The sequence below is a fragment of the Pseudomonas sp. RW10S2 genome (assembly GCF_014268985.1).
GTDB lineage: Bacteria > Pseudomonadota > Gammaproteobacteria > Pseudomonadales > Pseudomonadaceae > Aquipseudomonas > Aquipseudomonas wayambapalatensis.
Genome location: NZ_JABWRO010000009.1, coordinates 47,868 through 72,725 on the forward strand (window position 1 = coordinate 47,868; position 24,858 = coordinate 72,725).

The 24,858-nt window shown below is 63.0% G+C and carries 21 protein-coding genes; 13 read left to right on the forward strand and 8 right to left on the reverse strand.

The genetic code is table 11. The features are described 5' to 3' along the window. The first annotated feature begins 75 nt into the window (after positions 1 to 75). Positions 76 to 597 (forward strand): SprT family zinc-dependent metalloprotease, encoded by a 522-nt coding sequence (locus HU729_RS03795; RefSeq protein ID WP_272979761.1) that lies wholly within the window; start codon positions 76 to 78, stop codon positions 595 to 597. A gap of 95 nt (positions 598 to 692) precedes the next feature. Here HU729_RS03795 and HU729_RS03800 read toward each other — a convergent pair whose 3' ends face one another. The 4 genes from HU729_RS03800 to HU729_RS03815 all read right to left on the reverse strand — a co-directional run bounded on the left by HU729_RS03800 (position 693) and on the right by HU729_RS03815 (position 5,089). Continuing rightward, positions 693 to 2,018, reverse strand: a complete 1,326-nt coding sequence (locus HU729_RS03800) for a dicarboxylate/amino acid:cation symporter (protein WP_186666971.1) — start codon at positions 2,016 to 2,018, stop codon at positions 693 to 695. Positions 2,019 to 2,354: 336 nt separating this feature from the next. After that, positions 2,355 to 3,701, reverse strand: coding sequence for an ATP-binding protein (locus HU729_RS03805; RefSeq protein WP_186666972.1), 1,347 nt, complete (start codon positions 3,699 to 3,701; stop codon positions 2,355 to 2,357). After that, on the reverse strand, positions 3,698 to 4,375 hold the full coding sequence (locus HU729_RS03810; protein WP_054892914.1) for a response regulator: 678 nt from the start codon (positions 4,373 to 4,375) through the stop codon (positions 3,698 to 3,700). The genes HU729_RS03805 and HU729_RS03810 overlap by 4 nt, the downstream gene beginning before the upstream one ends. 108 nt (positions 4,376 to 4,483) lie before the next feature. Further along, positions 4,484 to 5,089: an outer membrane beta-barrel protein gene (locus HU729_RS03815; protein WP_186666973.1), complete on the reverse strand. Its 606-nt coding sequence runs from the start codon at positions 5,087 to 5,089 to the stop codon at positions 4,484 to 4,486. Between the two features lie 137 nt (positions 5,090 to 5,226). On the opposite strand from HU729_RS03815, the gene HU729_RS03820 reads away from it, so the two are divergent. Both HU729_RS03820 and HU729_RS03825 read left to right on the forward strand, forming a co-directional pair. Next, the gene (locus HU729_RS03820) at positions 5,227 to 6,018 is read left to right on the forward strand and encodes a dienelactone hydrolase family protein (RefSeq protein WP_186708468.1); all 792 of its coding nucleotides are present in this window, start codon (positions 5,227 to 5,229) and stop codon (positions 6,016 to 6,018) included. A gap of 235 nt (positions 6,019 to 6,253) precedes the next feature. Further along, positions 6,254 to 6,955, forward strand: a complete 702-nt coding sequence (locus HU729_RS03825; RefSeq protein WP_186708470.1) for a 4'-phosphopantetheinyl transferase superfamily protein — start codon at positions 6,254 to 6,256, stop codon at positions 6,953 to 6,955. A 3-nt stretch (positions 6,956 to 6,958) separates the two neighbouring features. Here HU729_RS03825 and HU729_RS03830 read toward each other — a convergent pair whose 3' ends face one another. Together HU729_RS03830 and HU729_RS03835 are read right to left on the reverse strand one after the other, a co-directional pair. Then, the gene (locus HU729_RS03830; RefSeq protein WP_186708472.1) at positions 6,959 to 8,563 is read right to left on the reverse strand and encodes an ATP-binding protein; all 1,605 of its coding nucleotides are present in this window, start codon (positions 8,561 to 8,563) and stop codon (positions 6,959 to 6,961) included. Beyond that, complete coding sequence (locus HU729_RS03835; protein ID WP_186708474.1) at positions 8,560 to 9,261, reverse strand: response regulator transcription factor; 702 nt, start codon at positions 9,259 to 9,261, stop codon at positions 8,560 to 8,562. Before HU729_RS03835 ends, HU729_RS03830 begins: the two co-directional genes overlap by 4 nt. 703 nt (positions 9,262 to 9,964) lie before the next feature. On the opposite strand from HU729_RS03835, the gene HU729_RS03840 reads away from it, so the two are divergent. The 3 genes from HU729_RS03840 to HU729_RS03850 all read left to right on the forward strand — a co-directional run bounded on the left by HU729_RS03840 (position 9,965) and on the right by HU729_RS03850 (position 15,050). Then, positions 9,965 to 12,844: a ribonucleoside-diphosphate reductase subunit alpha gene (locus HU729_RS03840; RefSeq protein WP_186708477.1), complete on the forward strand. Its 2,880-nt coding sequence runs from the start codon at positions 9,965 to 9,967 to the stop codon at positions 12,842 to 12,844. 236 nt (positions 12,845 to 13,080) lie between these two features. Beyond that, positions 13,081 to 14,331, forward strand: a complete 1,251-nt coding sequence (locus HU729_RS03845) for a ribonucleotide-diphosphate reductase subunit beta (RefSeq protein WP_186666978.1) — start codon at positions 13,081 to 13,083, stop codon at positions 14,329 to 14,331. Between the two features lie 194 nt (positions 14,332 to 14,525). Next, positions 14,526 to 15,050, forward strand: a complete 525-nt coding sequence (locus HU729_RS03850) for a Bro-N domain-containing protein (protein ID WP_186708479.1) — start codon at positions 14,526 to 14,528, stop codon at positions 15,048 to 15,050. A gap of 191 nt (positions 15,051 to 15,241) precedes the next feature. Here the strand turns inward: HU729_RS03850 and HU729_RS03855 are convergent, their stop codons facing one another. Next, on the reverse strand, positions 15,242 to 16,501 hold the full coding sequence (locus HU729_RS03855; protein WP_186708481.1) for a type II toxin-antitoxin system HipA family toxin: 1,260 nt from the start codon (positions 16,499 to 16,501) through the stop codon (positions 15,242 to 15,244). Next, a complete protein-coding gene (locus HU729_RS03860; protein WP_186708483.1) occupies positions 16,494 to 16,811 on the reverse strand; it encodes a helix-turn-helix transcriptional regulator in 318 nt (105 codons plus the stop codon). Before HU729_RS03860 ends, HU729_RS03855 begins: the two co-directional genes overlap by 8 nt. A 271-nt stretch (positions 16,812 to 17,082) precedes the next feature. On the opposite strand from HU729_RS03860, the gene HU729_RS03865 reads away from it, so the two are divergent. The 7 genes from HU729_RS03865 to HU729_RS03895 all read left to right on the forward strand — a co-directional run bounded on the left by HU729_RS03865 (position 17,083) and on the right by HU729_RS03895 (position 24,758). Beyond that, complete coding sequence (locus HU729_RS03865; RefSeq protein ID WP_186666982.1) at positions 17,083 to 17,952, forward strand: LysR substrate-binding domain-containing protein; 870 nt, start codon at positions 17,083 to 17,085, stop codon at positions 17,950 to 17,952. Positions 17,953 to 18,798: 846 nt separating this feature from the next. Further along, a complete protein-coding gene (locus HU729_RS03870) occupies positions 18,799 to 20,037 on the forward strand; it encodes an OprD family porin (RefSeq protein ID WP_186708485.1) in 1,239 nt (412 codons plus the stop codon). A 97-nt stretch (positions 20,038 to 20,134) separates the two neighbouring features. After that, complete coding sequence (locus tag HU729_RS03875) at positions 20,135 to 20,941, forward strand: NAD(P)-dependent oxidoreductase (RefSeq protein ID WP_186708487.1); 807 nt, start codon at positions 20,135 to 20,137, stop codon at positions 20,939 to 20,941. A 27-nt stretch (positions 20,942 to 20,968) separates the two neighbouring features. Continuing rightward, positions 20,969 to 21,853 carry an SMP-30/gluconolactonase/LRE family protein gene (locus HU729_RS03880; RefSeq protein ID WP_186708489.1) on the forward strand — a complete coding sequence of 295 codons (885 nt, stop codon included), beginning with the start codon at positions 20,969 to 20,971 and terminating at the stop codon, positions 21,851 to 21,853. Between the two features lie 62 nt (positions 21,854 to 21,915). Then, positions 21,916 to 22,887 carry a TRAP transporter substrate-binding protein gene (locus HU729_RS03885; RefSeq protein WP_186708491.1) on the forward strand — a complete coding sequence of 324 codons (972 nt, stop codon included), beginning with the start codon at positions 21,916 to 21,918 and terminating at the stop codon, positions 22,885 to 22,887. 62 nt (positions 22,888 to 22,949) lie between these two features. Further along, positions 22,950 to 23,477 (forward strand): TRAP transporter small permease, encoded by a 528-nt coding sequence (locus HU729_RS03890; protein WP_186666987.1) that lies wholly within the window; start codon positions 22,950 to 22,952, stop codon positions 23,475 to 23,477. After that, a complete protein-coding gene (locus tag HU729_RS03895) occupies positions 23,478 to 24,758 on the forward strand; it encodes a TRAP transporter large permease (protein WP_186666988.1) in 1,281 nt (426 codons plus the stop codon). Positions 24,759 to 24,858 lie beyond the last annotated feature (100 nt).

Below are 24,858 nucleotides of genomic sequence, written 5' to 3' on the forward strand. Positions count from 1 at the left end.
CAGGGGCCGCCGTTTTGGCGGCCTCTGGCTTCGTGCTGACCGGCGGCTCGGCAAGCGTGCAGGGCTTGCGGCATAATGGCGCGTCAGGAGAATCATCCCGCCATGCCCGAGCAACTCAAGCAACGCGTCGAAACCTGTTACCAGCAAGCCGAAACCTTCTTCAAACGCCCCTTCCCCCGCCCGGAAGTCAGCTTCAAACTGCGCGGCCAGAAGGCCGGTGTCGCCCATCTGCACGAGAACCTGCTGCGCTTCAACCTGCAGCTGTACCGCGAGAACCAGGATGATTTCCTGCGCCAGACCGTGGCCCATGAAGTCGCCCACCTGATCGCCCACCAACTGTTCGGCGACCGCATCCAGGCCCATGGCGAGGAGTGGCAACTGATCATGCGCGGGGTGTACGAACTGCCGCCCAACCGCTGCCACAACTATGAGGTGCAGCGCCGTGTGGCAACCCGCTACATCTACCGCTGCCCCTGCCCGGACAGCGACTTCCCCTTCAGCGCACAGCGACACAAGCTGGTGCGCCAGGGGCGTCGCTACCTGTGCCGGCGCTGCCGGGAGATCCTCGTGTACAGCGGCGAGACACGCGTCGAATGACCCAACGCATTTGCGGGCCAGTCCGATCACCACAAAAACCGAGCATGAAAAAAGGCGACCCTAAGGTCGCCTCTTTCGCATCACTACAACCGCTATCAGCGAGTAGCCGGGCCTTCAGCAACGCCCAGGTCGTCGGTCGGACGGGTTTCAACCAGCGGTGCACCGCCGGAAGCCAGTTCCGATTGCAGCTTGTCGGTGTCCAGTTCCTTCACCCACTTGGCCACGACCACGGTGGCAACGGCGTTGCCGATCAGGTTGGTCAGGGCGCGGGCTTCGGACATGAAGCGGTCGATACCCAGGATCAGCGCAAGGCCGGCAACTGGCAGGTGGCCAACGGCGGACAGGGTGGCGGCCAGGACGATGAAGCCCGAACCGGTAACGCCAGCAGCACCTTTGGACGCGACCAGCAGCACCAGCAGCAGGGTGATCTGGTGAGTGATGTCCATGGGGGTATCGGTGGCCTGGGCGATGAACACCGCAGCCATGGTCAGGTAGATCGAGGTGCCGTCCAGGTTGAACGAGTAGCCGGTCGGGATCACCAGGCCAACCACGGATTTCTTCGCGCCCAGGCGCTCCATCTTGGTCAGCATGCGTGGCAGGGCCGATTCCGAGGAGGAAGTACCCAGTACGATCAGCAGTTCTTCACGGATGTAGCGGATCAGCTTGAGGACGCTGAAACCGTGGGCGCGGCAGATACCGCCGAGGACGATCAGGATGAACGCCAGGCAGGTGATGTAGAAGCAGGCCATCAGGTAGCCCAGCTGCACCAGCGAACCCACGCCGTACTGGCCGATGGTGAAGGCCATGGCACCGAAGGCACCGACCGGCGCCAGCTTCATGATCATGTTGATGATGTTGAACATGACATGGGCGAAGCGGTCGATCAGCTCGAGCACTGGCTTGCCGTAGCTGCCCAGGCGATGCAGGGCGAAGCCGAACAGCACCGAGAACATCAGCACCTGGAGGATGTCGCCGTTGGCGAAGGCACCGACCACGGTGTTAGGGATGACGTTGAGCAGGAAGCCAACGGTGGTCTGCTGCGCACCGGCGGCGGCGTAGGCTGCGACGCTGCTGGCGTTCAGGGTGCTGACGTCGACGTGCATGCCAGCGCCAGGCTGAACCACGTTGACGACGACCAGGCCGATGATCAGGGCGATGGTGGAGACGATCTCGAAGTACAGGAGCGCATAGCCGCCGGTCTTGCCGACCGACTTCATGCTCTGCATGCCGGCGATGCCGCTGACCACGGTGCAGAAGATGATCGGGGCGATGACCATCTTGATCAGTTTGACGAAGCCGTCACCCAGGGGTTTGAGGGCGACACCGGTTTCGGGGTAGTAGTGGCCGAGCAGAATACCGATGGTGATTGCAACGATCACCTGGACATACAGGGACTTGTACAGCGGCTGACGTTTCGTCATGGCTTAATTATCCTCAAGTGTGCCGTTTCACCCTTCCCAGGGCGAGGCACCTAAAGCGCGAACCCTCCTGCACCTGGAGGGATTTGTCGTTGTGTTCGAGCTGCCTGAGCAGGCCTCTGCCAGATCTTTAGCAAGGGTGATGCCAAAATGCCCGGATTGGGTGCAATGCCAGTGTTTTCGGGAAATTTCTGCCCAAGGACAGGGCGAATCGACAGGGGTGGGTTGGCGGATTTCCGCCCGGTGGCGAAATTCGTACAAGGCCGATGGCGGGAATCCGCCCGATGCGGGGCATGATGCAGGAAAGCCTCACCTGCGGGAGCTAGCCTGCCCGCAAGCTCACTCCAGGCTGAACACGATCCTGAATGCCGCCCCGCCCAGGGGCGAATCATCCAGCGTAAGCCGGGCATCGAAGCTGTCGATGATGTCCTTGACCACCGCAAGCCCGATCCCCTGCCCCGGATGCTGCCGGTCCAGGCGCTCGCCGCGCTGCAGGATACGTTCGCGCTGGCCTGCGGGCACACCCGGACCATCATCCTCCACGCACAACACCTGCTGCCCGGGCAGCGCCTCCAGGCTCACCCGCACCTGCCCCAGGCACAGCCGATAGGCGTTCTCCAGCAGGTTGCCGAGCAGCTCGAGCAAGGCACCCTCTTCGATCGGCACCCAGGCTTGCGCGGGAACACTCAGGGTGACGGTGACACGCTTGTCGCGATAGACCTTGTCCAGCGTGTTGCACAGGCTATCGAGCACCGGCGCAAGGCGTACCTTGTGCCGCACCAGGCCGCTCTTGCGCAGGCTGGCGCGTTGCAGCTGGTAGTCGATCTGCTGGCTCATGCGCTCGATCTGGCTTTGCAGCACCCGCGCCTGTTCGCGTTCGCCGCTGCGCTGGCCCATGCTTTCGCCAACCCCCTGCAGCACCGCCAGCGGGGTCTTGAGGCTGTGTGCCAGGTCATCCAGCGAGTCGCGATAACGCTGACGTTGCTCGCGCTCGCTGTGCAGCAGGCGGTTCAGCGAGCCGGTCAGGCGCAGCAGTTCGCGCGGGTGCTCACGGCTCAGCCCCTCACGGGCACCGCTCTCCACTTCATCCAGTTCGTGACTCAACCGGCGCAACGACCGCAGCCCCCAGGTCAGACCAGCCCAGAGCAGCACCATCAATGCCAGCAGGGCCGCGCCAAAGCCCAGGTAGAGTTTCTCGCGCAGGCCGTCGAGGGTGTGCTGGTACTCGCGCACCGGCTGCAGGGCAACGATGCTGAAGGCTGCGCTCTTGCCACCGAGCAGCTTGACCTCGACGTCATAGACGAAGAACTCGTCACCGTCGTCCTGGCGGATTCGCGCGAATTCGCTGCCGCGACCGTCATAGCGGGGTTGATAGTTGATGTGCTTGTCGGCGGTGGCGCGTGAACGCCAGACCAGCCGGCCCTCGCGGTCAAAGATGTAGCCAAGCAGGCCCATGTTGGGCAGGTTGTAGCGCTCGTCGGGCAGCAGCTCGGGCATCTGCAGATGACCATGCTCGATGCGCGCCGCCGAGATCATGGTGGTCACATCCGAGGCCAGGCGCTGCTCGATCGACTCCTGCAGGGCCAGGCTGAAGGCCTTCTGCAGCGCCGGCAGCAGCGCCAGCATGAACAGCAGGGCCAGCAGCGCTGCGGCCAGCATCAGGCGCAGGCGCAGCGAACGGATCATCGGCAGCGCTCGGTGAACAGGTAGCCCAGGCCGCGCACGGTGTCGATGGGTTTGAAGCCGTTGTCGCCCTCGAGCTTGCGGCGCAAACGGCCGACCAATACCTCGATGACGTTGGGATCGCGCTCCTCGTCGTCCGGGTAGAGCTGCTCCATCAGACGGTCCTTGGCCACCACCTGCTGGTGATGGCGCATGAGGTATTCGAGGATCCGGTATTCATAGGCGGTCAGCGCCAGGGGCTGCTCGTCCAGTGTCGCCTGCTTGCGATTGAGGTCCAGCACCAGCGGGCCGGCAGCGATGGTCGACTGGGTAAAGCCACTGGAGCGACGCAGCAACGCGTTCAGGCGCGCCTCCAGCTCTTCGAACTGGAAAGGCTTGACCACATAGTCGTCGGCACCGGCGGCCAGGCCTTCGACCTTGTCCTGCCAGTTGCCGCGGGCGGTGAGAATCAGAATGGGGAACGTCTTGTCCTGGCTGCGCAACTGGCGGATCAGGTCCAGCCCGCTCATGCCCGGCAAGCCCAGGTCGATCACGGCGAGGTCATGGTTGTACTGCTCGGCCTGGTAGAGCGCCTCTTCGGCATCGCCCACCGCCTGCACCACATGCCCGGTCTCGCCCAGACGTGTATACAGATGATGGCGCAGCAGCGCCTCGTCCTCGACCACCAGCAATTTCATGCCGCATCTCCTTTGTCTATATCTCCCGGACCGCCGAGCGGTCAGGGCCGGCACAGCATAACAGCGAACCGGCACGGGAAACCCCTGCCGGTTCGATGAGCCTCGGCCTTAGAACTTGTAGCTGGCGGCGAGGTAGGTCTGGGCGCTGCTGGTCAGGCGCAGGGTGCCGTCCTTCGGACCACCGTGCGGCGACAGCTCGGTGGCGGCATTGCTGCGCAGGTAACGGTAGCCCAGTTCCACCGAGGTGTTGTCGGTGACCTGCTGCAGCACGCCGGCTTGCAGGCCGACCGCGTAGCCGTAGTCAGTATCGCGGCTGTAGCCAGACGAAGTCTGGGTCAGCTTGGTCATGCCCAGGCTGCCGCCGCCGAAGAGCTTGGTGGTGTCGGTGATCGGCAGGAACACATCGTAGCTGCCGAGCAGGTTTTCCTGGCGCAACTTGACGCCGCTGTGATCACCCGAAACGTTGTCGTAGGTCAGGTAGTAGCGGCCTTGATCGTTGATCTGGCCGACACGCAGGCCCCAGGTGCTGTCCTTGCCGATGATGCCGTCGGCGTTGAGGTTATCGGTGTTGCGCTGCAGCAGGCCGGACTTGCGGACTTTGTCGCTGGTCTGACCGTAGGTCAGGCTGGCGAAGTTATCGTCGGCCTGGGCGGTGGCGGCAACGCCAGCGGCGCAAACAGCCATGGCGACCATCAGGGTGTTGAGTGCTTTCATGCTTTGTTACTCCAGTTAGGTGCGCTGTTTCGGTCTGGGGACTAGAGTAAGCAGGGCGCCCTGAACCGCTCCTGAACCCCGGCTGAACCTTGGCTGAACGAACCCGATACGGCTGCATCTTTCCTGGAGACCCCCTCATGCGTTCACTGCTTGCCCTGGCCCTGATGTGCAGCGCCGCCTTCGCCCAGGCGGCGGTACAGACCCGCGAGATCCGCTACCAGGACGCCGAAGGCACTGCGCTGATCGGCTACTACGCCTATGACGACGCCATCGCGGGCAAGCGCCCCGGTGTCGTCGTGGTGCATGAATGGTGGGGGCTGAACGACTACGCCAAGCGCCGCGCCCGCGACCTCGCGGCGCTGGGCTACAACGCACTGGCCATCGACATGTATGGCGACGGCAAGCACACCGAGCACCCGCAGGACGCCCAGGCATTCATGGCCGCCGCGCTGAAGGATCCAGCGGCAGCGGCGCGACGCTTCGACGCCGGGCTCGAGCTGCTCAAGCTGCAACCCAACACCAACAAGCACCAGTTGGGCGCCATCGGCTACTGCTTCGGTGGCAAGGTGGTACTCGACGCCGCACGCCGGGGCGAGAAGCTCGATGGCGTAGTGAGTTTCCATGGCGCGCTGGTCACCCAGACCCCGGCCAAGCCCGGAGTGGTGAGGGCGAAGATCCTGGTCGAACATGGCGAGGCCGACAGCATGGTCACGCCCGAACAGGTCGAGGCCTTCAAGAAGGAGATGAAGGATGCCGGAGCAGACATGCAGTTCGTCGGCATTCCCGGGGCCAAGCATGGCTTTACCAACCCCGATGCGGACCGCTTGAGCCATGGCGCGCATGGCGGGCCGGATATCGGCTATGACAAGGCGGCAGATGAAAGCTCCTGGAAGGACATGCAGGCGTTCTTCAAGCAGGCGTTCAAGTAAGGGCCCAAGCCCCCGCGAATTCTCTGCGTACTTGTAGGAGCGGGCTTGTCCCGCGATCGGGCGCACAGCGGCCGTAAAACTGACACAGAGGTTTTTCAGGAAGACTTCGGTCGCCTGGTTGCACGGCCGCTGCGCGCCCGATCGCGGGACAAGCCCGCTCCTACAGGAATCGCGTCAGTTGCGGATTTGCATTGGCCTTGCCCGCGAAACGGCCGGAACTGGCACAATACCGCCCATGGACAGACTCCCCACCTGCTGCACCCCACTCCAGCATCACTGGCCCCTGCCCCAGCCCCTTCCCGGCGCGGTGCTGGTCAGTTGCGCCTTCGATCCCAAGCGCCTGGCCGCCGACGATTTCCAGCGCGCCGGCATCGCACAGAGCCACAGCCTGCAGCGCTCGGTGGCCAAGCGTCAGGCCGAGTACCTGGCCGGCCGAGTCTGTGCCCGTGAGGCGCTGCAACGCCTGGACGGCCGCGACTATGTTCCGGGCAGCCACGAAGACCGCTCACCGGTCTGGCCCGCCGGCATCCGAGGTTCGATCACCCATGGCCAGGGCTGGGCCGCTGCCGTCGTCGCCCACGAAGGTGCCTGCAACGGTATCGGCCTTGACCAGGAGAGCCTGCTTGACGACGAACGCGCCGAGCGCCTGGCGGGCGAGATCCTCACCGCCGACGAGCTGCAGCGTCTGGACCGCTCAATGATCGGCCTGGGTGTGACCCTGACCTTCTCGCTCAAGGAAAGCCTGTTCAAGGCCCTCTACCCCCTGACCCTCAAGCGCTTCTATTTCGAACACGCCGAAGTGCTGGAGTGGGACGCCACAGGCCACGCACGCCTGCGCCTGCTCACCGAGCTGTCGAGCGAGTGGCACCACGGCCGCGAACTGGATGGCCAGTTCTGCCTGCAGGACGGCCACCTGCTCAGCCTGGTCAGCGCCTGAGCCTCACCCCGGCGCCTGCTGTCGTGGCCAGTTCAGGCTGAAGCAGGCGCCACCCAGCGCCTCGCTGCGCCCCACCTGCGCCCGCCCACCGTGCCAGTAGATGATCCGCCGCACGATCGACAGGCCCAGGCCATGCCCTCCCGAGGCACGGGTACGGCTGTCATCCAGGCGGGTGAAGGGGGTGAAGATGCGGTCCCAGACGCCTTCGGGAATCCCTGGGCCGTCGTCCTCCACTTCGATGCGGCAACGTTGCTGGCCAAGCTGAAAGCTCAGGCGCACCTCGGACTCGGCATGGCGCATGGCATTGCTCACCAGGTTCTGCAACGCCCGATGCAGGTAGCGCGGTTCGGCCTCGACCCAGGCCTGATGGTCTTCCCCCAGCTGGCAGGTTCCGCGGGTCACCCGAACATCCGCACGCAGCGGTGCCAGTTCGTCGATCACCCGATCCAGCAGGCTGTCCAGCTCGATGCGCTGGAACTTCAGGGCCGGCGCGCCCTGCTCCAGGCGCGCGTAGGTCAGCATCTCGTCGACCAGTCGGTCCAGGTCCTGGATATCGCTGTCCATGCCCGCCAGGTGCTTGCTCCGCGCCTGCTCGGTGCTGGCGCTCTCGATCATCTCAAGGCCGAAGCGCAAGCGCGCCACCGGTGTGCGCAACTCGTGGGACACCGCCCGCACCAGCTCACGCTGCATGCTCAGCGAGCGCTGCAAGTGCTCGGCCATGCCATTGAACGCCGCTGCCAGGCGCCCGACCGAGTCCGCATCACCGGCCGGCACGCGGGTTTCCAGGCTGCCTTGGGCGATGCGCGAGGCCGCCATCTCCAACCCCGAAACACGGCGCTCGAGCTGGCGCACCAACAGGTACACCACCAACCCGATCAGGCACAGGCCGAGAAAGGCGATCAGGATCAACAGCTGCGGCGGATAAGGATTGAGCTGATACAGCGGGCCGATTTCCAGCACCCACGGCGAGCCGGACAAACCGGCAAACACGCGGATCGAGTCACCATCGCGGCCCAGCGCCATCACCGTGTCGCCTTCCTCGACCCGGCGCCGCTGGTCGTCGTCCAGCCCTACCCGCTCGATCCGCTGCAGGGCGATGTCGAAACCGAACCCCTTGCTCTGCCTGATCTGCGCCAACCGCTGCTGCTGCTCGGTCACCGGGTAGCGCACCAGCTCGTCGGCCAGCAGATAAAGGGTGGCACGGGCCAACTGCTCGCTGACCTGCTTGACCTGCGCGACCAGCACCACATCCTCGTGCGCCACCTGGCGCAAGACCTTGGCCGCATGCGGACCGGTCTTCTCCACCACCACCAGGCCGCGCGCCAGACGGCTGCGCTGCCCGGCATCGAGGGTCTGCATCGACAGCGGCGCCAGGTCCAGCGGCACCCCGAGCAAGCGCTCCCAGATCACCAGCGACCGCTTGCGCTCGACCTCGTTCTGCAGCGCCAGGTTGTCCGCCATCAGGCTGAAGGTGCCTTGCGCCAGGCCCTCACGATGCTGGCCAGCGCGCACCTCGTTGACCAGGTGCAGGCTCAGCACGCCGAGCACGGCGACCAGCACCAGCACCGCGAGCATGCCGCCATAGATGCGCAGGAAGATCGAATTCATGGGCTGGCATCGCCGACGAACAGGTAGCCCTTGCTGCGCAGGGTCTTGATCAGCCGCGGGTGGATCGGGTCGTCACCGATCTTGGGACGAATCTTGGAGATGCGCACATCGATGGAGCGATCCTGGCCGTCGTAACCCACCCCGCGCAGCGAGGTGGAGATCTGCTCGCGCGACAGCACCCGCCCGGCGTTGCTGGCCAGCAACCAGAGCAGGTCGAACTCGGCGCCGGTCAGGTCGATCGGCTGCTCGCCCAGCCAGGCCTCGCGCAGGCGGTTGTCGATGCGCAGTCCCCCAAAGCTCAGGTCGTGCCCCTTGCTCTGCGGCGCATCACTGCGCCGCAGCAGCGCATTGATGCGCGCCAGCAACAGGCGTGGGCGCACCGGTTTGCAGATATAGTCGTCAGCACCCAGGTCCAGCCCCTGGATCTGGTCGAGTTCATCGCTGCGCGCGGTGAGCATGAGAATGGGGTTGGGGAACTGCCCGCGCACCCGCCGGCAGATGCTCAGGCCATCCTCGCCGGGGAGCATCAGGTCGAGGATCACCAGATCAGGCTGGCTGTCGATGATGCGCCGCACCGCCCGCCCGCCATCGCCCTCGACCGCCACCTCGAAGCCGTTGGCCTGCAGGTATTCGGCGGTGAGATCGGCCAGGCGCTGGTCGTCCTCGACGATCAGGATACGGTTGTTGGGCTGGTCCATCGCCGGTCACCTCTGTTCATGATCTTGTTGGCGGTGCGCTATCGTGGGGGCAGGCTTGCCCCGCGACGGGGCAACTGCCGCCCTTCACCAAAGGGCAACATATCCCTCGGATACTACGTCCCGCCCCAGGCACTGCCAACCACGCGAAAAATTCTGTCACAGGCCTGAAACCGGCAAAAACCTCTTGCGACAGGGCCTACAGCGAATACCCACCTTTCACACACAAAGTACCCACAAGTTATCCACAGCGGCTCGCCTTGCAAAGACCCCAATACCGCATTATCTTGTATCCCCATTGCAGCGAACCACTACATGTTGTGGCTTCGACCCAAATCACAAACACAAGTCCAGGCAGAAACTCAAGCGATTTTTCTGCCGGAACTTACAGTGATTTCAGCAGCCAAACCGCTCCTGCGGAGGCGCGACCGAGGCAAGCCCTCCAGGGCCTTGTTCGGGTATGGGTGTTGCAGGCATCGCCTGACACCCGACAGCAACAGTTTTTGGGCGTGACCCAGAATCTTTGACTTCGGCCAGGGAGCGGCAAGTGATTGCCCCTTATTCCTGAGTCTGTCCCGAAGTCGGTAAGCCCGAGCGGGCGGATGCACGTGCGCGTGGCATCCCCCGCCCGGGCCGGTCGAACTGATGGATGGAACGGTGGGCGCCCACAAGGCGCCCGAACAATATAGAAACTGTGGAGACACCCATGCAAACCGACACAACTCGCGAGAACCCGCAGGCCAAGGCGCCGCAGGCCGCCGATTCGAACCAGGATCTGGCTGCGACCGCTCCGGGCCAGCTGCGCGTGATCAAGCGCAACGGCACTGTCGTCCCCTATACCGACGACAAGATCACCGTTGCCATCACCAAGGCGTTTCTTGCAGTTGAAGGTGGCACCGCCGCCGCCTCGTCGCGCATCCACGACACCGTCGCGCGCCTGACCGAGCAGGTCACTGCCACGTTCAAGCGCCGCATGCCGTCGGGTGGCACCATCCACATCGAAGAGATCCAGGATCAGGTCGAACTGGCCCTGATGCGCGCCGGCGAGCAGAAAGTCGCCCGCGACTACGTGATCTACCGCGACCAGCGCGCTAAAGAGCGCGCCACCCGCGCCCACACCGACGCCGTGGTCGAGCCGCACCCAAGCATTCGCATCACCCTGGCCGACGGCAGCCTGGCGCCGCTGGACATGGCACGCCTGAACACCATCATCAGCGAAGCCTGCGAAGGCCTGGCAGAAGTCGATGGCGACCTGATCCAGCGCGACACCCTGAAGAACCTCTACGACGGCGTGGCCATCAAGGACGTCAACACCGCCCTGGTGATGACCGCCCGTACCCTGGTCGAGCGCGAGCCGAACTACTCGTTCGTCACCGCCCGCCTGCTGATGGACACCCTGCGCGCCGAAGGCCTGGGCTTCCTGGGCGTGGCCGACAGCGCCACCCACCACGAAATGGCCGAGCTGTACGCCAAGGCCCTGCCGGCCTATGTCGAGAAAGGCGTCGAGTTCGAGCTGCTCGACCCTGCACTGAAAGGCTACGACCTGGAGCGCCTGGGCAAGGCCATCAATCACGAGCGTGACCAGCAGTTCACCTACCTGGGCCTGCAGACCCTCTACGACCGTTACTTCATCCACAAGGATGGCGTGCGCTTCGAACTGCCGCAGGTGTTCTTCATGCGCGTCGCCATGGGCCTGGCGCTGCAGGAGAAAGACCGCGAAGCCCGTGCGATCGAGTTCTACAACCTGTTGTCGTCGTTCGACTACATGGCCTCGACCCCGACCCTGTTCAACGCCGGCACCCTGCGTCCGCAGCTGTCCAGCTGCTACCTGACCACCGTTCCGGACGACCTGTCGGGCATCTACAAGGCCATCCACGACAACGCCATGCTGTCCAAGTTCGCTGGCGGCCTGGGCAACGACTGGACCCCTGTACGCGCCCTGGGCTCGTACATCAAGGGCACCAACGGCAAGTCGCAAGGCGTCGTGCCGTTCCTGAAAGTGGTCAACGACACCGCCGTTGCGGTCAACCAGGGCGGCAAGCGCAAGGGCGCGGTCTGCGCCTACCTGGAAACCTGGCACCTGGACATCGAGGAATTCCTCGAGCTGCGCAAGAACACCGGTGACGACCGTCGCCGTACCCACGACATGAACACCGCCAACTGGATCCCGGACCTGTTCATGAAGCGCGTCTTCGACGACGGCAAGTGGACCCTGTTCTCGCCAAGCGAAGTGCCTGATCTGCACGACCTGACCGGCAAGGCCTTCGAAGAGCGCTACGAGTACTACGAAGCCCTGACCGAGTACAACAAGATCAAGGTATTCAAGACCATCCAGGCCAAAGACCTGTGGCGCAAGATGCTGTCGATGCTGTTCGAGACCGGCCACCCATGGCTGACCTTCAAGGACCCGTGCAACCTGCGTTCGCCGCAGCAGCACGTGGGCGTGGTGCACAGCTCGAACCTGTGCACCGAGATCACCCTGAACACCAACGCCGACGAAATCGCCGTGTGCAACCTGGGTTCGATCAACCTGCCGAACCACATCGTCGATGGCAAGCTGGACACCGCGAAACTGGCGCGTACCGTCAAGACCGCCGTGCGCATGCTCGACAACGTGATCGACATCAACTACTACTCGGTGCCACAGGCGCAGAACTCGAACTTCAAGCACCGCCCGGTCGGCCTGGGGATCATGGGCTTCCAGGACGCGCTGTACCTGCAGCACATCCCGTACGGCTCGGACGCAGCCGTCGAGTTCGCCGACAAGTCGATGGAAGCGGTCAGCTACTACGCCATCCAGGCCTCGTGCGACCTGGCCGATGAGCGCGGTGCCTACGAGACCTTCCAGGGTTCGCTGTGGTCCAAGGGCATCCTGCCGCTGGATTCGCAACAGATCCTGATCGAAGCCCGTGGCGCCAAGTACATCGACGTCAACCTGGAAGAGTCGCTGGACTGGGCTCCGGTGCGCGAGCGTGTGCAGAAAGGCATCCGCAACTCGAACATCATGGCCATCGCGCCGACCGCAACCATCGCCAACATCACCGGCGTGTCGCAGTCGATCGAGCCGACGTACCAGAACCTGTACGTCAAATCGAACCTGTCGGGCGAGTTCACCGTGATCAACCCGTACCTGGTCCGCGACCTGAAGGCCCGTGGCCTGTGGGACTCGGTCATGATCAACGACCTGAAGTACTACGACGGTTCGGTGCAGCAGATCGAGCGTATCCCGCAAGAGCTGAAGGACCTGTACGCCACCGCGTTCGAAGTCGACACCAAGTGGATCGTCGATGCCGCCTCGCGTCGCCAGAAGTGGATCGACCAGGCCCAGTCGCTGAACCTGTACATCGCCGGCGCTTCGGGCAAGAAGCTGGACGTGACCTACCGCATGGCCTGGTACCGTGGTCTGAAGACCACCTACTACCTCCGTGCACTGGCCGCGACCAGCACCGAGAAGTCGACCATCAACACCGGCAAGCTCAACGCCGTCTCCAGCGGCGGCGACAGCGCCCCGGTCCAGGCCGCGGGCCCAGCCCCGGTACCGAAGGCCTGCGCCATCGACGAGCCGGATTGCGAAGCCTGCCAGTAAGGCTTGGCTGAGGCTTCCCCCGGGAAGCCTCAATTTTCTGTGCAACAGCACAGCACCCTGTAGGAGCGGGCTTGCCCGCGAAGAGGCCACCACCTCTCCCGCAGACAGACATAAAAAGCCGCCGCCCAGTGCCGCGGCCAGCCCTAAAAGGGCGCTTCCGATTTGCGTGCACCGCACCGCAACCAAGATCCACCGGCCATACTCCATAGATGGCCCTCAAGCAGGAGAACCTCACCATGCTGAGCTGGGACGAATTCGATAAGGAAGACGGCGAAGTCGCCGCCAAAACCAACACCCCTGCGCAGGCCAACGCCGCCGCGACCCTCGACAAGCTCGACAGCGCCGGCGGTGCCGCCGCCCTGGAAGCCCGCGCCGCCACCGCCAACGACTCCGACGCGGTCAAGCGCGCCAAGGCCGCGCTGGACGCCCTCGACGTCGCCGAAGGCCTGGCCGAACTCGAAGGCTCCTCGGCCCGTGTCGCGGTAGACGAGAAGCGCATGATCAACTGCCGCGCCGACCTCAACCAGCTCGTGCCTTTCAAGTACGACTGGGCCTGGCAGAAGTACCTCGACGGCTGCGCCAACCACTGGATGCCGCAAGAGGTCAACATGACCGCCGACATCGCCCTGTGGAAGAGCATGGACGGCCTGACCGAAGACGAGCGCCGCATCGTGATGCGCAACCTCGGCTTCTTCTCCACCGCCGACTCGCTGGTTGCCAACAACCTGGCCCTGGCCGTGTACCGCCTGATCACCAACCCCGAGTGCCGCCAGTACATCCTGCGCCAAGCCTTCGAGGAGGCGATCCACACCCACGCCTACCAGTACTGCATCGAGTCGCTGGGCATGGATGAAGGCGAGATCTTCAACATGTACCACGAGATCCCGTCGGTCGCGAAGAAAGCCGCCTGGGGCCTCAAGTACACCCGCGCCATCTCGGATCCGGAGTTCAACACCGGCACCGTCGAAACCGACAAAGAGCTGCTGCGCAACCTGATCGCCTACTACTGCGTACTGGAAGGCATCTTCTTCTACTGCGGCTTCACCCAGATCCTGTCCATGGGCCGCCGCAACAAGATGACCGGCGTTGCCGAGCAGTTCCAGTACATCCTGCGTGACGAGTCGATGCACCTGAACTTCGGTATCGACGTGATCAACCAGATCAAGATCGAGAACCCGCACCTGTGGGATGCGGCGATGAAGGAAGAAGCGACCCAGATGATCCTGCAAGGGACCCAGCTGGAGATCGAATACGCCCGCGACACCATGCCTCGCGGCGTGCTGGGGATGAACGCAGCGATGATGGAGGATTACCTCAAGTTCATCGCTAACCGTCGCCTGACCCAGATTGGGTTGAAGGAAGAGTATCCAGGGACGACCAACCCGTTCCCTTGGATGAGCGAGATCATGGACTTGAAGAAGGAGAAGAACTTCTTTGAGACGCGAGTGATTGAGTATCAGACTGGCGGGGCGTTGAGCTGGGATTGATCGCTTGGCGATTCGAAAAGGCTGCCTTCGGGCAGCCTTTTTTATTGCCCGAATTTCAGATCAGGATATCTCCTACACGCATCTCGCTAATTGCCCAACGGTAATTCAAGTAGTTTGTCGAAGCGCTAAGAACGCTCACATGGCGGAATCCCGTTCCCGTTAGAAACGGCTTTTCCTGGTCTGGATAGCCCATCATGACTTACTGCTCCCCCACCCTCTTCACCCGCCACAACCGTCACCTCCACACCCTCTGGCTCGAATCCCAAGCCTGGTTCTGCGCCCACGAACTCGGTCGGATGACCGGGCGTTTCTTCGATGAGCACTGTACCCGCAAGCTCGACCCGGACCAGTACCGCACCGTGCAATTGCTGCGCTACGGCCAGTATCAGGAAACCACCATGGTCAGTGAGTCCGGGGCCTACACCCTGCTGGCACATCATCACATTCCGGAGAATCGCCACCTGCGGCTCTGGCTGACCCACGAGGTGGTGGCAGTGCTGCGTGATGGGCAGATGAATGGGGATGAAGCACCACGGCTGGGACAGATGTGCTGGCCTGGCGGGAGGACGGCGACGTTGCTGTATTGGCAGAGCGAGCCCTGGATGAAGATGCGGGATATGCCGGTGGTGCTGGCTGGAGATGAGGCTGGGGTGGCGCACAAGCGCAGGATGAGCTGGAAGGAATGTGCCCAGCGGGCTTTGCGGTTGCATGGGGTTTAGCTGAGCTTGCGGCATATCGCAGATGCCTGAGGGTTCGCGGTATCCCGTGTGTACGGGTTTACCGAGCCGCCGAACCGCCGCGAACACCGGCCAAGCCGGTGTCATCCTGCGCGGTGTCTGCTTCGCGGGCAAACCCGCCCCCACAGGTGTTGCTCCTGCAAACACGGCGTGACGGTATTTTCCGACCAAGCTCAGCGAAGCAAAGCGATGTTTTCATCAATACGACCTTGCACGGTGCGCAGGGTGTCCTGACTGATCATTTGCGGATAGCTGGCTTGGGCGGTATCTGTGAAGCGAGCAGCAACCGCGCAAATGCGGTCGATGATGCCGCCTGCAATATCGCTGGGAATTTCAGCCTCGTTCGCCAAGGCAAGCATTTGCCGACGACCGATATCCAGCGCTTCCCCCATCACATCCATCTGGTGATATCCGCCCGGCCCTTCGCAGAACGTCACGTCATACGCTGGCGCCAACGTCCACTCTCCGGTGCGCGACATGAGGTAGGCAAAGTTCTTGGGATGATCGTCGCGGTTATTGAAGGCAACGTTGAAAACAGCACGCTCGAACGCACGCGCCTTCTCACGTACATCATTGGTGCACAGATGCGTGGCGCGTAGAAAGTTGACGTAGTCCAGAGCTCCGGGAGATCTGAAGTCTGCCCCCGTAAATGCAGCAAGGCTTTGCATGGGGATACGCAGGTCGCCCTGGCGATCAAAGCGTTTACTGGCAAAAGCGGCCTGTCCGTCCGGCAAGTTGAAATGCTGGGTATCCGCTGTCTGGATGCCGCACAACCTGAGGCATTGGGCATAGACCATCTCAATGGCGCAGACTTCCGGATGCTCCTCCCTGGCCGGAAACTTGATCAGCCAAGCCTCGAGCCCAGGCCTGGCCACTGTTGTAAACACGCCGCTGTGCGTATCACGATAAACCAGCGCCTTCGGCCTGGCACCTTGAGGAGAGCCGCCGACCAAAAGAAGCTTGTGCAGAAACTCGCCGCCCTCACCCTTGAGCACGGATTGGACTTCTGCTGCCAGCAGCTCAAGGGGAATATGCTCGTTCACCTCTGGCCCTTGCGGCGCTACAGGCTCGAATGACATCGCGCCCATTGCGTTGTCGCCGATATAAGCCAGGCGTTGGAGCGGACCAATGCGTGCAGCATTGAGACCACGGCGCTTGAACAGTCGGTCCATCAGCAACATGCCCCAGCCATCGGGCAGGGCATCATAGACAGGCCCCGGCAAACCCGACTGATGCGCAGCGAAGCCCTTGCGCAAGGCCTCACCACGGAGTGGCAGCAGGTACGAAGACAACTCAAACCCGCGTTGCCTGGCTTCATTGCTGTACTCGAACACGATCTGCGGACGACCTCCCACGGCTGCCGTGGAGGCCAATGTGCCCCACAACCAGCGCTCGCCCCACCCTTCGTAGTACACGCGCACTTGTTCAGACATTGTCGCGCTTGCTCCTGATCCGTTGCCGCTTGGCGCCTTGCTCATAACGACGCAAGTCGTCAAGGCTCTCGAGCGCAGGCATGAACAACGCCTCCAGCTCCTTGCCGCGCCCGAGCACCATGGCGATTCGCACAAGATTTTCGAAGCCGACACTGCGTCCTGATTCGAGACTGGACACCGTATTCGTAGCAATACCTGCGCGTGCAGCCACCTCTGCCTGCGTCAGTTGCTGCGCCAGCCGCTCGCTGCGCAGACGCTCACAGAGTCGCTTGACGACTTCGCTTGGCTTGCTGAGGCTTAGATCCAACATACGACGCGCTGACTCCCACACATTCTGCGATGGGTCGATTATAGTTCTCTTCGATGATGGCTGCTTCACATAATTCCTAAAAAAAATGACTTATCTGAATTTAATTGACATAAAACCTAATTTTTAGAAGTTAACTATATCTTTTACGAAAGTTTTCATTCACAAACTCACCCGTCTTCCAGCAAGCTGGTTTGCATAATCCCGCTTGGCACCCAAGCCATCCCCCCTGTAGCGTTGCACCATCATCAAATCCCCGAGCCAAGTAACCCCCATGGAAATCCGCCATTTCCGCTACTTCCTGAGTGTTGCCCAGCACGGTCACTTCACTCGTGCCGCTGAGCAGTTGGGCATCGCTCCGCCAACGCTGAGCCGGCAGATCCAGGACATGGAAAACGAGCTTGGCGTACGCCTGTTCCAGCGCAGCCAGCGGGCCGTGCGTCTCACCGCGGCGGGTGAAGCGCTGCGGGTCGAGGCGTTGCAGGCGGTGCGCCAGTTCGATGCTGCGCAACTCGGCGCGCAGCGGGCCGGGCGGGGCGATGTCGGGCGTATCGAACTGGGTTATGTGGCTTCTGCCGCGTACTCGGGGCTTTTGCAGCAGCAAGTGACGCACTTCAGTCAATCCTGCCCCGGCGTCCAGCTCAATATTCGCGAGGTCGCCATGATGGCCTCGCCCGAGCTGGTTCGTGATGGGCAGCTTGACCTCGCCTATGTACGAATGCCCATGGAACTGCCAGAAGAACTGAACGCCATTACGCTGCTGGAAGAAGGCTTCGTCCTCGCCCTACCCTCCAGCTCCCGCCTCAACGAACTGCCGCAGATCAACGCCGCACGGCTGGCCGGGGAAACCTTCATCCTGCCCGAGCAGATCTCCGGCACCTTGGCGGTAGCCGCACAGGGAGGCTTCACCCCGCACCTGGGGCCGCAGCCCGGCAGCCTGGTGGCGGTGGTCGCTCTGGTCTCGCTGGGCCAGGGCATCGCGGTGGTGCCGGAGTCGATGGTGCGCAGGGTCAATCTGCCGCAGGTCAACTATCGCCCGATCGAAGATTGCCAGCCGCGCTCCTGCCTGGCCCTGCTGCATCGCCGTTTCGAAAAGGCGCCAGCGGTGCAGCGCTATATCGAGATGCTGGGGCGCGTGCGCTAAGCTCTGTACGAAAAGCCTTGATACTCGATGATGCTGCGTTGAAAACAGCCTCGGAATGCTCATTTACAACCCGTAAAGTCGAGCGCGACCCCGGCCGTTCCTCGGCTGTTTTCGCCTTGCCTGACCTTCGTCTCAAGGCTTTTCATACAGACCCTAGGGTCTGTTCCGCCCTGCCCGGTTCTCCCGCCTGAAGGTGCTGGCTAAAGTCCGCCCATCACTTGCTCCCTGGAGCACTACCATGAACCGTATCGCATTCTGCACACTCGCCCTGGGCCTGGGCCTGACCGACCTACCATGGCCGCGCAGGTCAACTACCGCACCGCCGAAGTCGATGGCGTACAGATCGCCTGGCTCGACAAGCAAGGCTGAACCGGCCCGTATCGCAGCGACCTTGCCAGCCTTTGAAGCTGCGCAGCCTGTGTCGGGATGGCCGCGTTACGAGCGCCAGCCACCTCGCCAGTCATAGGATGTCTTCGCAACTGGCGAGCTAGAGCGACTGTAGCCTCAACACTGGAAAACCTCCGATAAATATGGAAGCAAAACCCTGTTCAAAAGCGTTGACAGCGTTTTCAGCGGTTGTTAATAATCGCCAAAGTTGTACGACAACACACAACAAAAACAACAACTCGTGAAGCCCATCATGTCGACATCCTACCCACGCTACTCGCCCCCTCCTCTTTCCAACATTCGCCGCTGCGGCGAATCGCTGGCAGCAACGGGCACCTGAGCGCCCGATTCGCGCATTTCACCTTGGTCCACGACGGGCCATTCACCCCACCGCCCCTGCAATCGGCCGCTCGCGCGTGCCTGGCAGGCGGCTGCCTCACTGCTGGGAGCACAACAATAATGAAAATCCGCCAGACCCTGTCCTTCGCCCTGTTCGGCGCCACCGCCCTGGGGGCACTGCCCGACGCTGCACTGGCCGCCGGCTTCATCGAAGACTCCAAGGCGACCCTGAACCTGCGCAACTTCTACATCAACCGCAACTTCGTCGACCCGAGCAACCCGCAAAGCAAGGCCGAGGAGTGGACACAAAGCTTCATCCTCGACGCCCGCTCGGGATTCACCGAGGGGCCGATTGGCTTCGGCGTGGATGTGCTGGGGTTGTGGTCGGTCAAGCTCGACGGTGGTGGCGGCACTTATGGCGCGGCCCTGCTGCCACGCCATGACGATGGACGCCCCGCGGACGATTTCGGTCGCCTGGCCGTGGCAGGTAAAGCGCGCATCTCCAAGACCGAGCTGAAGGTCGGCGAGTGGATGCCGGTCCTGCCGATCCTGCGCTCCGACGATGGCCGCTCGCTGCCGCAGACCTTCCGTGGCGGCCAGGTGACATCCAGCGAGATCGCCGGGCTGACCCTCTATGGCGGGCAGTTCCGCGGCAACAGCCCGCGTAACGACGCGAGCATGGACGACATGAGTTTCGGCCGTGGGGTGTCCGATCGCTTCAACTTCGTCGGCGGCGAATACAGCTTCAACGACAAGCGCACCCTGGTCGGGCTGTGGAATGCCCAGCTCAAGGATGTCTACCAGCAGCAGTACCTGCAACTGAGCCACAGCCAGCCACTGGGCGACTGGACCCTGGGCGCCAACCTCGGCTACTTCCAGGGCGAAGACGACGGCGCCGAACGTGCCGGCAAGCTGGACAACAAGACCTACTCGGGCATGTTCTCGGCGCGCTATGCCGGCCATACCTTCTGGGTCGGCCTGCAGAAGGTCAGCGGCGATACCTGGATGCGGGTCAACGGCACCAGCGGCGGCACCCTGGCCAACGACAGCTACAACGCCAGCTTCGACAACGCCAACGAACGCTCCTGGCAAGTGCGCCACGACTTCAACTTCGTCACCGTCGGCATCCCCGGCCTGAGCATGACGAACCGCTACATCAGCGGCCGCGATGTGCACAGCGGCGCGGTGAGCGATGGCAAGGAGTGGGTGCGTGAATCGGAACTGGCCTACGTGATCCAGAGCGGCCCGTTCAAGGATCTGAGCGTGAAGTGGCGCAACTCCAACATCCGCCGCAGCTTCAGCAACAACGAGTTCGACGAGAACCGGCTGATCTTCAACTATCCGCTGTCGATCCTGTAAACCGATACCATCAATGCATTGACAAGCCGCGAACTCGCTGTCGATAATCGATCCATGTCGTACGACAACCTACAACAATCAACGACAAGAGCTGGCCATGACCACTACTCCCTTCAAACGCCTGCTGCTCACCGGAGCGGCAGGCGGCCTGGGCCAGGTGCTTCGCGAACGCCTCAAAGGCAGCGCCGAAGTCCTGCGCCTTTCCGATATTGCCCCGATGGCACCTGCTGCCGGTCCGCATGAAGAAGTGATCACCTGCGACCTGGCCGACAAGGCTGCGGTACACGCGCTGGTCGAAGGCGTCGATGCCATCCTGCACTTTGGCGGGGTGTCCACCGAGCACAGTTTCGAGGATATCCTCGGCCCCAATATCTGCGGGGTGTTCCACATCTACGAAGCGGCGCGCAAGCATGGGGTAAAACGCGTCGTCTTCGCCAGTTCCAACCATGTGATCGGCTTCTATCGCCAGGACGAGCGGCTCGATGCCCACTCCCCTCGCCGCCCCGATGGCTATTACGGCTTGTCCAAGAGCTACGGCGAGGACCTGGCCAGCTTCTACTTCGACCGCTACGGCATCGAGACCGTCAGCATCCGTATCGGCTCGTCCTTCCCGCAACCGCAGAACCCGCGAATGCTTTGCACCTGGCTGAGCTACGACGACCTGCTGCAACTCATCGAACGCAGCCTGCGCACCCCCGACGTCGGCCACACCGTGGTCTATGGCGCGTCCGACAACCGCACTGTCTGGTGGGACAACCGCCACGCCGAGCACCTGGGCTACCAGCCCAAGGACAGCTCGGAGGTGTTCCGCGCCGACGTCGAATCAAGGCCCGCGCCCCCCGCCGACGACCCCAGCATGGTCTATCAGGGCGGCGCCTTCGTCGCTGCCGGCCCCTTCGATTGAGCGCCACTGCGTGCAAGGAGCAGCACCATGCAGCACTGTGAACTGATCGTCGCCGCGCGCAACGCCACCGGGGAAAGCCCGGTGTGGCATGCCGGCGAGCAGGCCCTGTACTGGGTCGATATTCCCGCCCGCCAACTGCAGCGCTGGCGCCTGGCCGATGGCAAGCACGACGTCTGGCAGGGCGATGAAATGCTGGCCTGCATCGCCCGTGGCGCACAGGGCTGGGTCGGGGCGATGGAGACCGGCCTGTTCACCCTTGAACCGACCGCGGACGGGCGCCTGCTCGGCACGCTCCTGGCCAGCGTCGAGCATGCCCGCGAGGGCATGCGCTTCAACGACGGGCGCTGTGACCGCCAGGGCCGTTTCTGGGTCGGCACCATGCTGATGGACATGCAGCAAGGCGCCCAGGTCGGCGCACTCTACCGCCTCGATGGCAAGGACCACCTGCATTGCCAGCTCGACGGCATGATCGTGCCCAACGGCCTGGCCTTCAGCCCGGACGGCAGGCGCATGTACCTGTCCGACTCGCACCCGACGGTGCAGAAGATCTGGTCGTTCGACTACGACACCGACAGCGGTACGCCCCATAACCAGCAGCTGTTCGTCGACATGCGCGAGCATCCAGGCCGCCCCGATGGCGCGGCCGTCGACCAGGACGGCTGCTACTGGATCTGCGGCAACGACGAGGGGGTGATCCATCGCTTTGCCCCCGATGGCCGCCTGGACCGCTCGCTGCACGTGCCGGTGAAGAAGCCGGCGATGTGCGCCTTCGGTGGCCCTCAGCTCGACACCCTGTACGTCACCTCGATCCGCCCCGATGGCATCGACCTCGCCGACCAGCCGCTGGCCGGCGGCGTGTTCGCCCTGAACCCCGGCGTCAAGGGCCTGGAGGAAACACCCTGGCAAGGCTGACCGCCCAGCCCACCCACACCTGCACGACCGAAACCAGATAATAAAAACCACGGAGTTTCATCATGACCTTCAAACGCACGCTGCTTCTTGCCGCCCTCCCCTTGGCCCTCGGTCTGTCCAGTGCCGCCAGCGCACTGGACATCAAGTTCGCCGAGATCCACCCAGCCGGCTACCCGACCGTGGTCGCCGAGCAGAACATGGGCAAGAAACTCGAACAGGCCAGCAATGGCGAGATCACCTTCAAGATGTTCGCCGGCGGTGTGCTCGGCTCGGAAAAGGAAGTCATCGAACAGTCGCAGATCGGCGCGGTGCAGATGACCCGCGTGAGCCTGGGGATCGTCGGCCCGGTGGTGCCGGATGTGAACGTGTTCAACATGCCGTTCGTGTTCCGCGACCAGGCGCACATGCGCAAGATCATCGATGGCGAAATCGGCCAGGAGATCCTCGACAAGATCACCAACTCCGAATTCAACCTGGTGGCACTGGCCTGGATGGATGGCGGCTCGCGCAGCATCTACACCAAGAAGCCGGTGCGCAGCATCGATGACCTCAAGGGCATGAAGATCCGCGTACAGGGCAACCCGCTGTTCATCGACATGATCAACGCCATGGGCGGCAACGGCATCGCCATGGACACCGGCGAAATCTTCAGCGCCCTGCAGACCGGGGTGATCGACGGCGCCGAAAACAACCCGCCGACCCTGCTCGAGCACAACCACTACCAGAGCGCCAAGTACTTCACCCTGACCAACCACCTGATCCTGCCGGAGCCGGTGGTGATGTCCAAGACCACCTGGAACAAGCTCACCCCGGACCAGCAGGCACTGGTGAAGAAAGTCGCGCGTGAAGCGCAGATGGAAGAGCGCGAACTGTGGGACGCCAAGTCCGCCGCCAGCGAAGAAAAGCTCAAGGCCGCGGGTGTCGAGTTCATCGCCGTGGACACCAAGCCGTTCTATGACGCCACGGCCCCGGTACGCGAAAAATACGGTGCGCAGTACGCCGACCTGATGAACCGCATCGACGCGGTCGAGTAAGCCACTCCTTCCAGACGACTCCGGCAGCACGGCGCCCGCCGTGCCGCCTCCTGGTGATGCCCATGAAAACGTTTTTCCTGCGCCTGAACGACAGGCTCTACAGCAGCTGCATCTGGATCGCCGGTCTGTCGATCCTGGCCATGTCGCTGATCATTCCCTGGGGCATCTTCGCCCGTTACGTGCTCGGCACCGGCTCCAGCTGGCCGGAGCCGGTGGCGATCCTGCTGATGGTGGTGTTCACCTTCGTCGGCGCCGCCGCCAGCTATCGCGCAGGCGCGCACATGGCGGTGGCGATGCTCACCGACCGCATGCCCGCACCACTGCGCCAGCTGGTTGGCGTGCTGGTGCAGGTGCTGATGATCGTGGTGTGCCTGTTCATGACCTGGTACGGCACCAAACTGTGCATCACGACGTGGAACCAGTTTCTCGCCTCGCTGCCGGGCGTGCGGGTGGGCATGACCTATGCGCCGATCCCGGTGGGCGGCGTGCTGACCTTGATCTTCGTGCTGGAAAAACTCGTGCTGGGCGATCAGAGCAACCGCAAGGTGGTGCGCTTCGACCTGGTGGAAGAAAGCGAAGGAGCGGCATAAATGGATGCGTTCATTCTGTTGGGCAGTTTCATCGCGCTCATCCTGCTGGGCATGCCGGTGGCTTATGCGCTGGGGCTCTCTGCACTGATCGGTGCCTGGTGGATCGACATTCCGCTGCAGGCAATGATGATCCAGGTGGCAAGCGGGGTTAACAAGTTTTCGCTGCTGGCCATTCCATTCTTCGTGCTGGCCGGTGCGATCATGGCCGAGGGCGGCATGTCGCGGCGCCTGGTGGCTTTCGCCGGGGTGCTGGTGGGCTTCGTGCGTGGCGGGCTGTCGCTGGTCAATATCATGGCCTCGACCTTCTTCGGCGCGATTTCCGGCTCCTCGGTGGCCGACACGGCGTCAGTCGGTTCGGTGCTGATTCCGGAAATGGAGCGCAAAGGTTATCCGCGCGAATTCTCCACGGCGGTGACCGTCAGCGGCTCGGTGCAGGCACTGCTCACCCCACCAAGCCACAACTCGGTGCTCTATTCGCTGGCCGCAGGCGGCTCGGTATCGATCGCCTCGCTGTTCATGGCCGGGGTGATGCCGGGGCTGCTGCTCAGTGCGGTGATGATGGGCCTGTGCCTGTTGTTCGCCAAGAAGCGCAACTACCCCAAGGGCGAAGTGATCCCGATGCGCCAGGCGCTGAAGATCGCCGGTGAAGCGCTTTGGGGCCTGATGGCCATGGTGATCATCCTCGGCGGCATTCTATCGGGCGTGTTCACCGCCACCGAGTCGGCGGCCGTGGCGGTGGTGTGGTCGTTCTTCGTGACCATGTTCATCTACCGCGACTACAAGTGGCGCGACCTGCCCAAGCTGATGCATCGCACGGTGCGGACCATCTCCATCGTGATGATCCTGATCGGCTTCGCAGCCAGCTTCGGCTACGTGATGACGCTGATGCAGATCCCGTCGAAGATCACCACCGCGTTCCTGACCCTGTCGGACAACCGCTACGTGATCCTGATGTGCATCAACTTCATGCTCCTGCTGCTGGGCACGGTGATGGACATGGCGCCGCTGATCCTGATCCTCACCCCGATCCTGCTGCCGGTGATCACTGGCATCGGCGTGGACCCTGTGCACTTCGGCATGATCATGCTGGTCAACCTCGGTATCGGGCTGATCACCCCGCCGGTGGGGGCGGTGTTGTTCGTCGGCTCGGCGATCGGCAAGGTCAGTATCGAGTCAACGGTCAAGGCGCTGCTGCCGTTCTACCTGGCGCTGTTCATGGTACTGATGGCGGTGACCTACATCCCGGCCATCTCGCTGTGGCTGCCAAGCGTGGTTCTGTAAGTTCGCGGACAGCCTGCTCTATCCCGGTGGGGGCAACTGTCTTGTTCAAGTCCTAAAGGCCAGCCCAATCCCCTGTGGGAGCGGCGGTTCGGCGCCCCGA

Bases quoted from the DNA above. Each gene is read 5' to 3' on its own strand.
- HU729_RS03805 (WP_186666972.1), bottom strand. From the start codon at position 3,701: ATGATCCGTTCGCTGCGCCTGCGCCTGATGCTGGCCGCAGCGCTGCTG.
- HU729_RS03890 (WP_186666987.1), top strand. From the start codon at position 22,950: ATGAAAACGTTTTTCCTGCGCCTGAACGACAGGCTCTACAGCAGCTGC.
- HU729_RS03875 (WP_186708487.1), top strand. From the start codon at position 20,135: ATGACCACTACTCCCTTCAAACGCCTGCTGCTCACCGGAGCGGCAGGC.
- HU729_RS03815 (WP_186666973.1), bottom strand. From the start codon at position 5,089: ATGAAAGCACTCAACACCCTGATGGTCGCCATGGCTGTTTGCGCCGCT.
- HU729_RS03865 (WP_186666982.1), top strand. From the start codon at position 17,083: ATGGAAATCCGCCATTTCCGCTACTTCCTGAGTGTTGCCCAGCACGGT.
- HU729_RS03800 (WP_186666971.1), bottom strand. From the start codon at position 2,018: ATGACGAAACGTCAGCCGCTGTACAAGTCCCTGTATGTCCAGGTGATC.
- HU729_RS03850 (WP_186708479.1), top strand. From the start codon at position 14,526: ATGACTTACTGCTCCCCCACCCTCTTCACCCGCCACAACCGTCACCTC.
- HU729_RS03810 (WP_054892914.1), bottom strand. From the start codon at position 4,375: ATGAAATTGCTGGTGGTCGAGGACGAGGCGCTGCTGCGCCATCATCTG.
- HU729_RS03855 (WP_186708481.1), bottom strand. From the start codon at position 16,501: ATGTCTGAACAAGTGCGCGTGTACTACGAAGGGTGGGGCGAGCGCTGG.
- HU729_RS03870 (WP_186708485.1), top strand. From the start codon at position 18,799: ATGAAAATCCGCCAGACCCTGTCCTTCGCCCTGTTCGGCGCCACCGCC.
- HU729_RS03845 (WP_186666978.1), top strand. From the start codon at position 13,081: ATGCTGAGCTGGGACGAATTCGATAAGGAAGACGGCGAAGTCGCCGCC.
- HU729_RS03840 (WP_186708477.1), top strand. From the start codon at position 9,965: ATGCAAACCGACACAACTCGCGAGAACCCGCAGGCCAAGGCGCCGCAG.
- HU729_RS03895 (WP_186666988.1), top strand. From the start codon at position 23,478: ATGGATGCGTTCATTCTGTTGGGCAGTTTCATCGCGCTCATCCTGCTG.
- HU729_RS03830 (WP_186708472.1), bottom strand. From the start codon at position 8,563: ATGAATTCGATCTTCCTGCGCATCTATGGCGGCATGCTCGCGGTGCTG.
- HU729_RS03795 (WP_272979761.1), top strand. From the start codon at position 76: ATGGCGCGTCAGGAGAATCATCCCGCCATGCCCGAGCAACTCAAGCAA.
- HU729_RS03880 (WP_186708489.1), top strand. From the start codon at position 20,969: ATGCAGCACTGTGAACTGATCGTCGCCGCGCGCAACGCCACCGGGGAA.
- HU729_RS03835 (WP_186708474.1), bottom strand. From the start codon at position 9,261: ATGGACCAGCCCAACAACCGTATCCTGATCGTCGAGGACGACCAGCGC.
- HU729_RS03820 (WP_186708468.1), top strand. From the start codon at position 5,227: ATGCGTTCACTGCTTGCCCTGGCCCTGATGTGCAGCGCCGCCTTCGCC.
- HU729_RS03860 (WP_186708483.1), bottom strand. From the start codon at position 16,811: ATGTTGGATCTAAGCCTCAGCAAGCCAAGCGAAGTCGTCAAGCGACTC.
- HU729_RS03825 (WP_186708470.1), top strand. From the start codon at position 6,254: ATGGACAGACTCCCCACCTGCTGCACCCCACTCCAGCATCACTGGCCC.
- HU729_RS03885 (WP_186708491.1), top strand. From the start codon at position 21,916: ATGACCTTCAAACGCACGCTGCTTCTTGCCGCCCTCCCCTTGGCCCTC.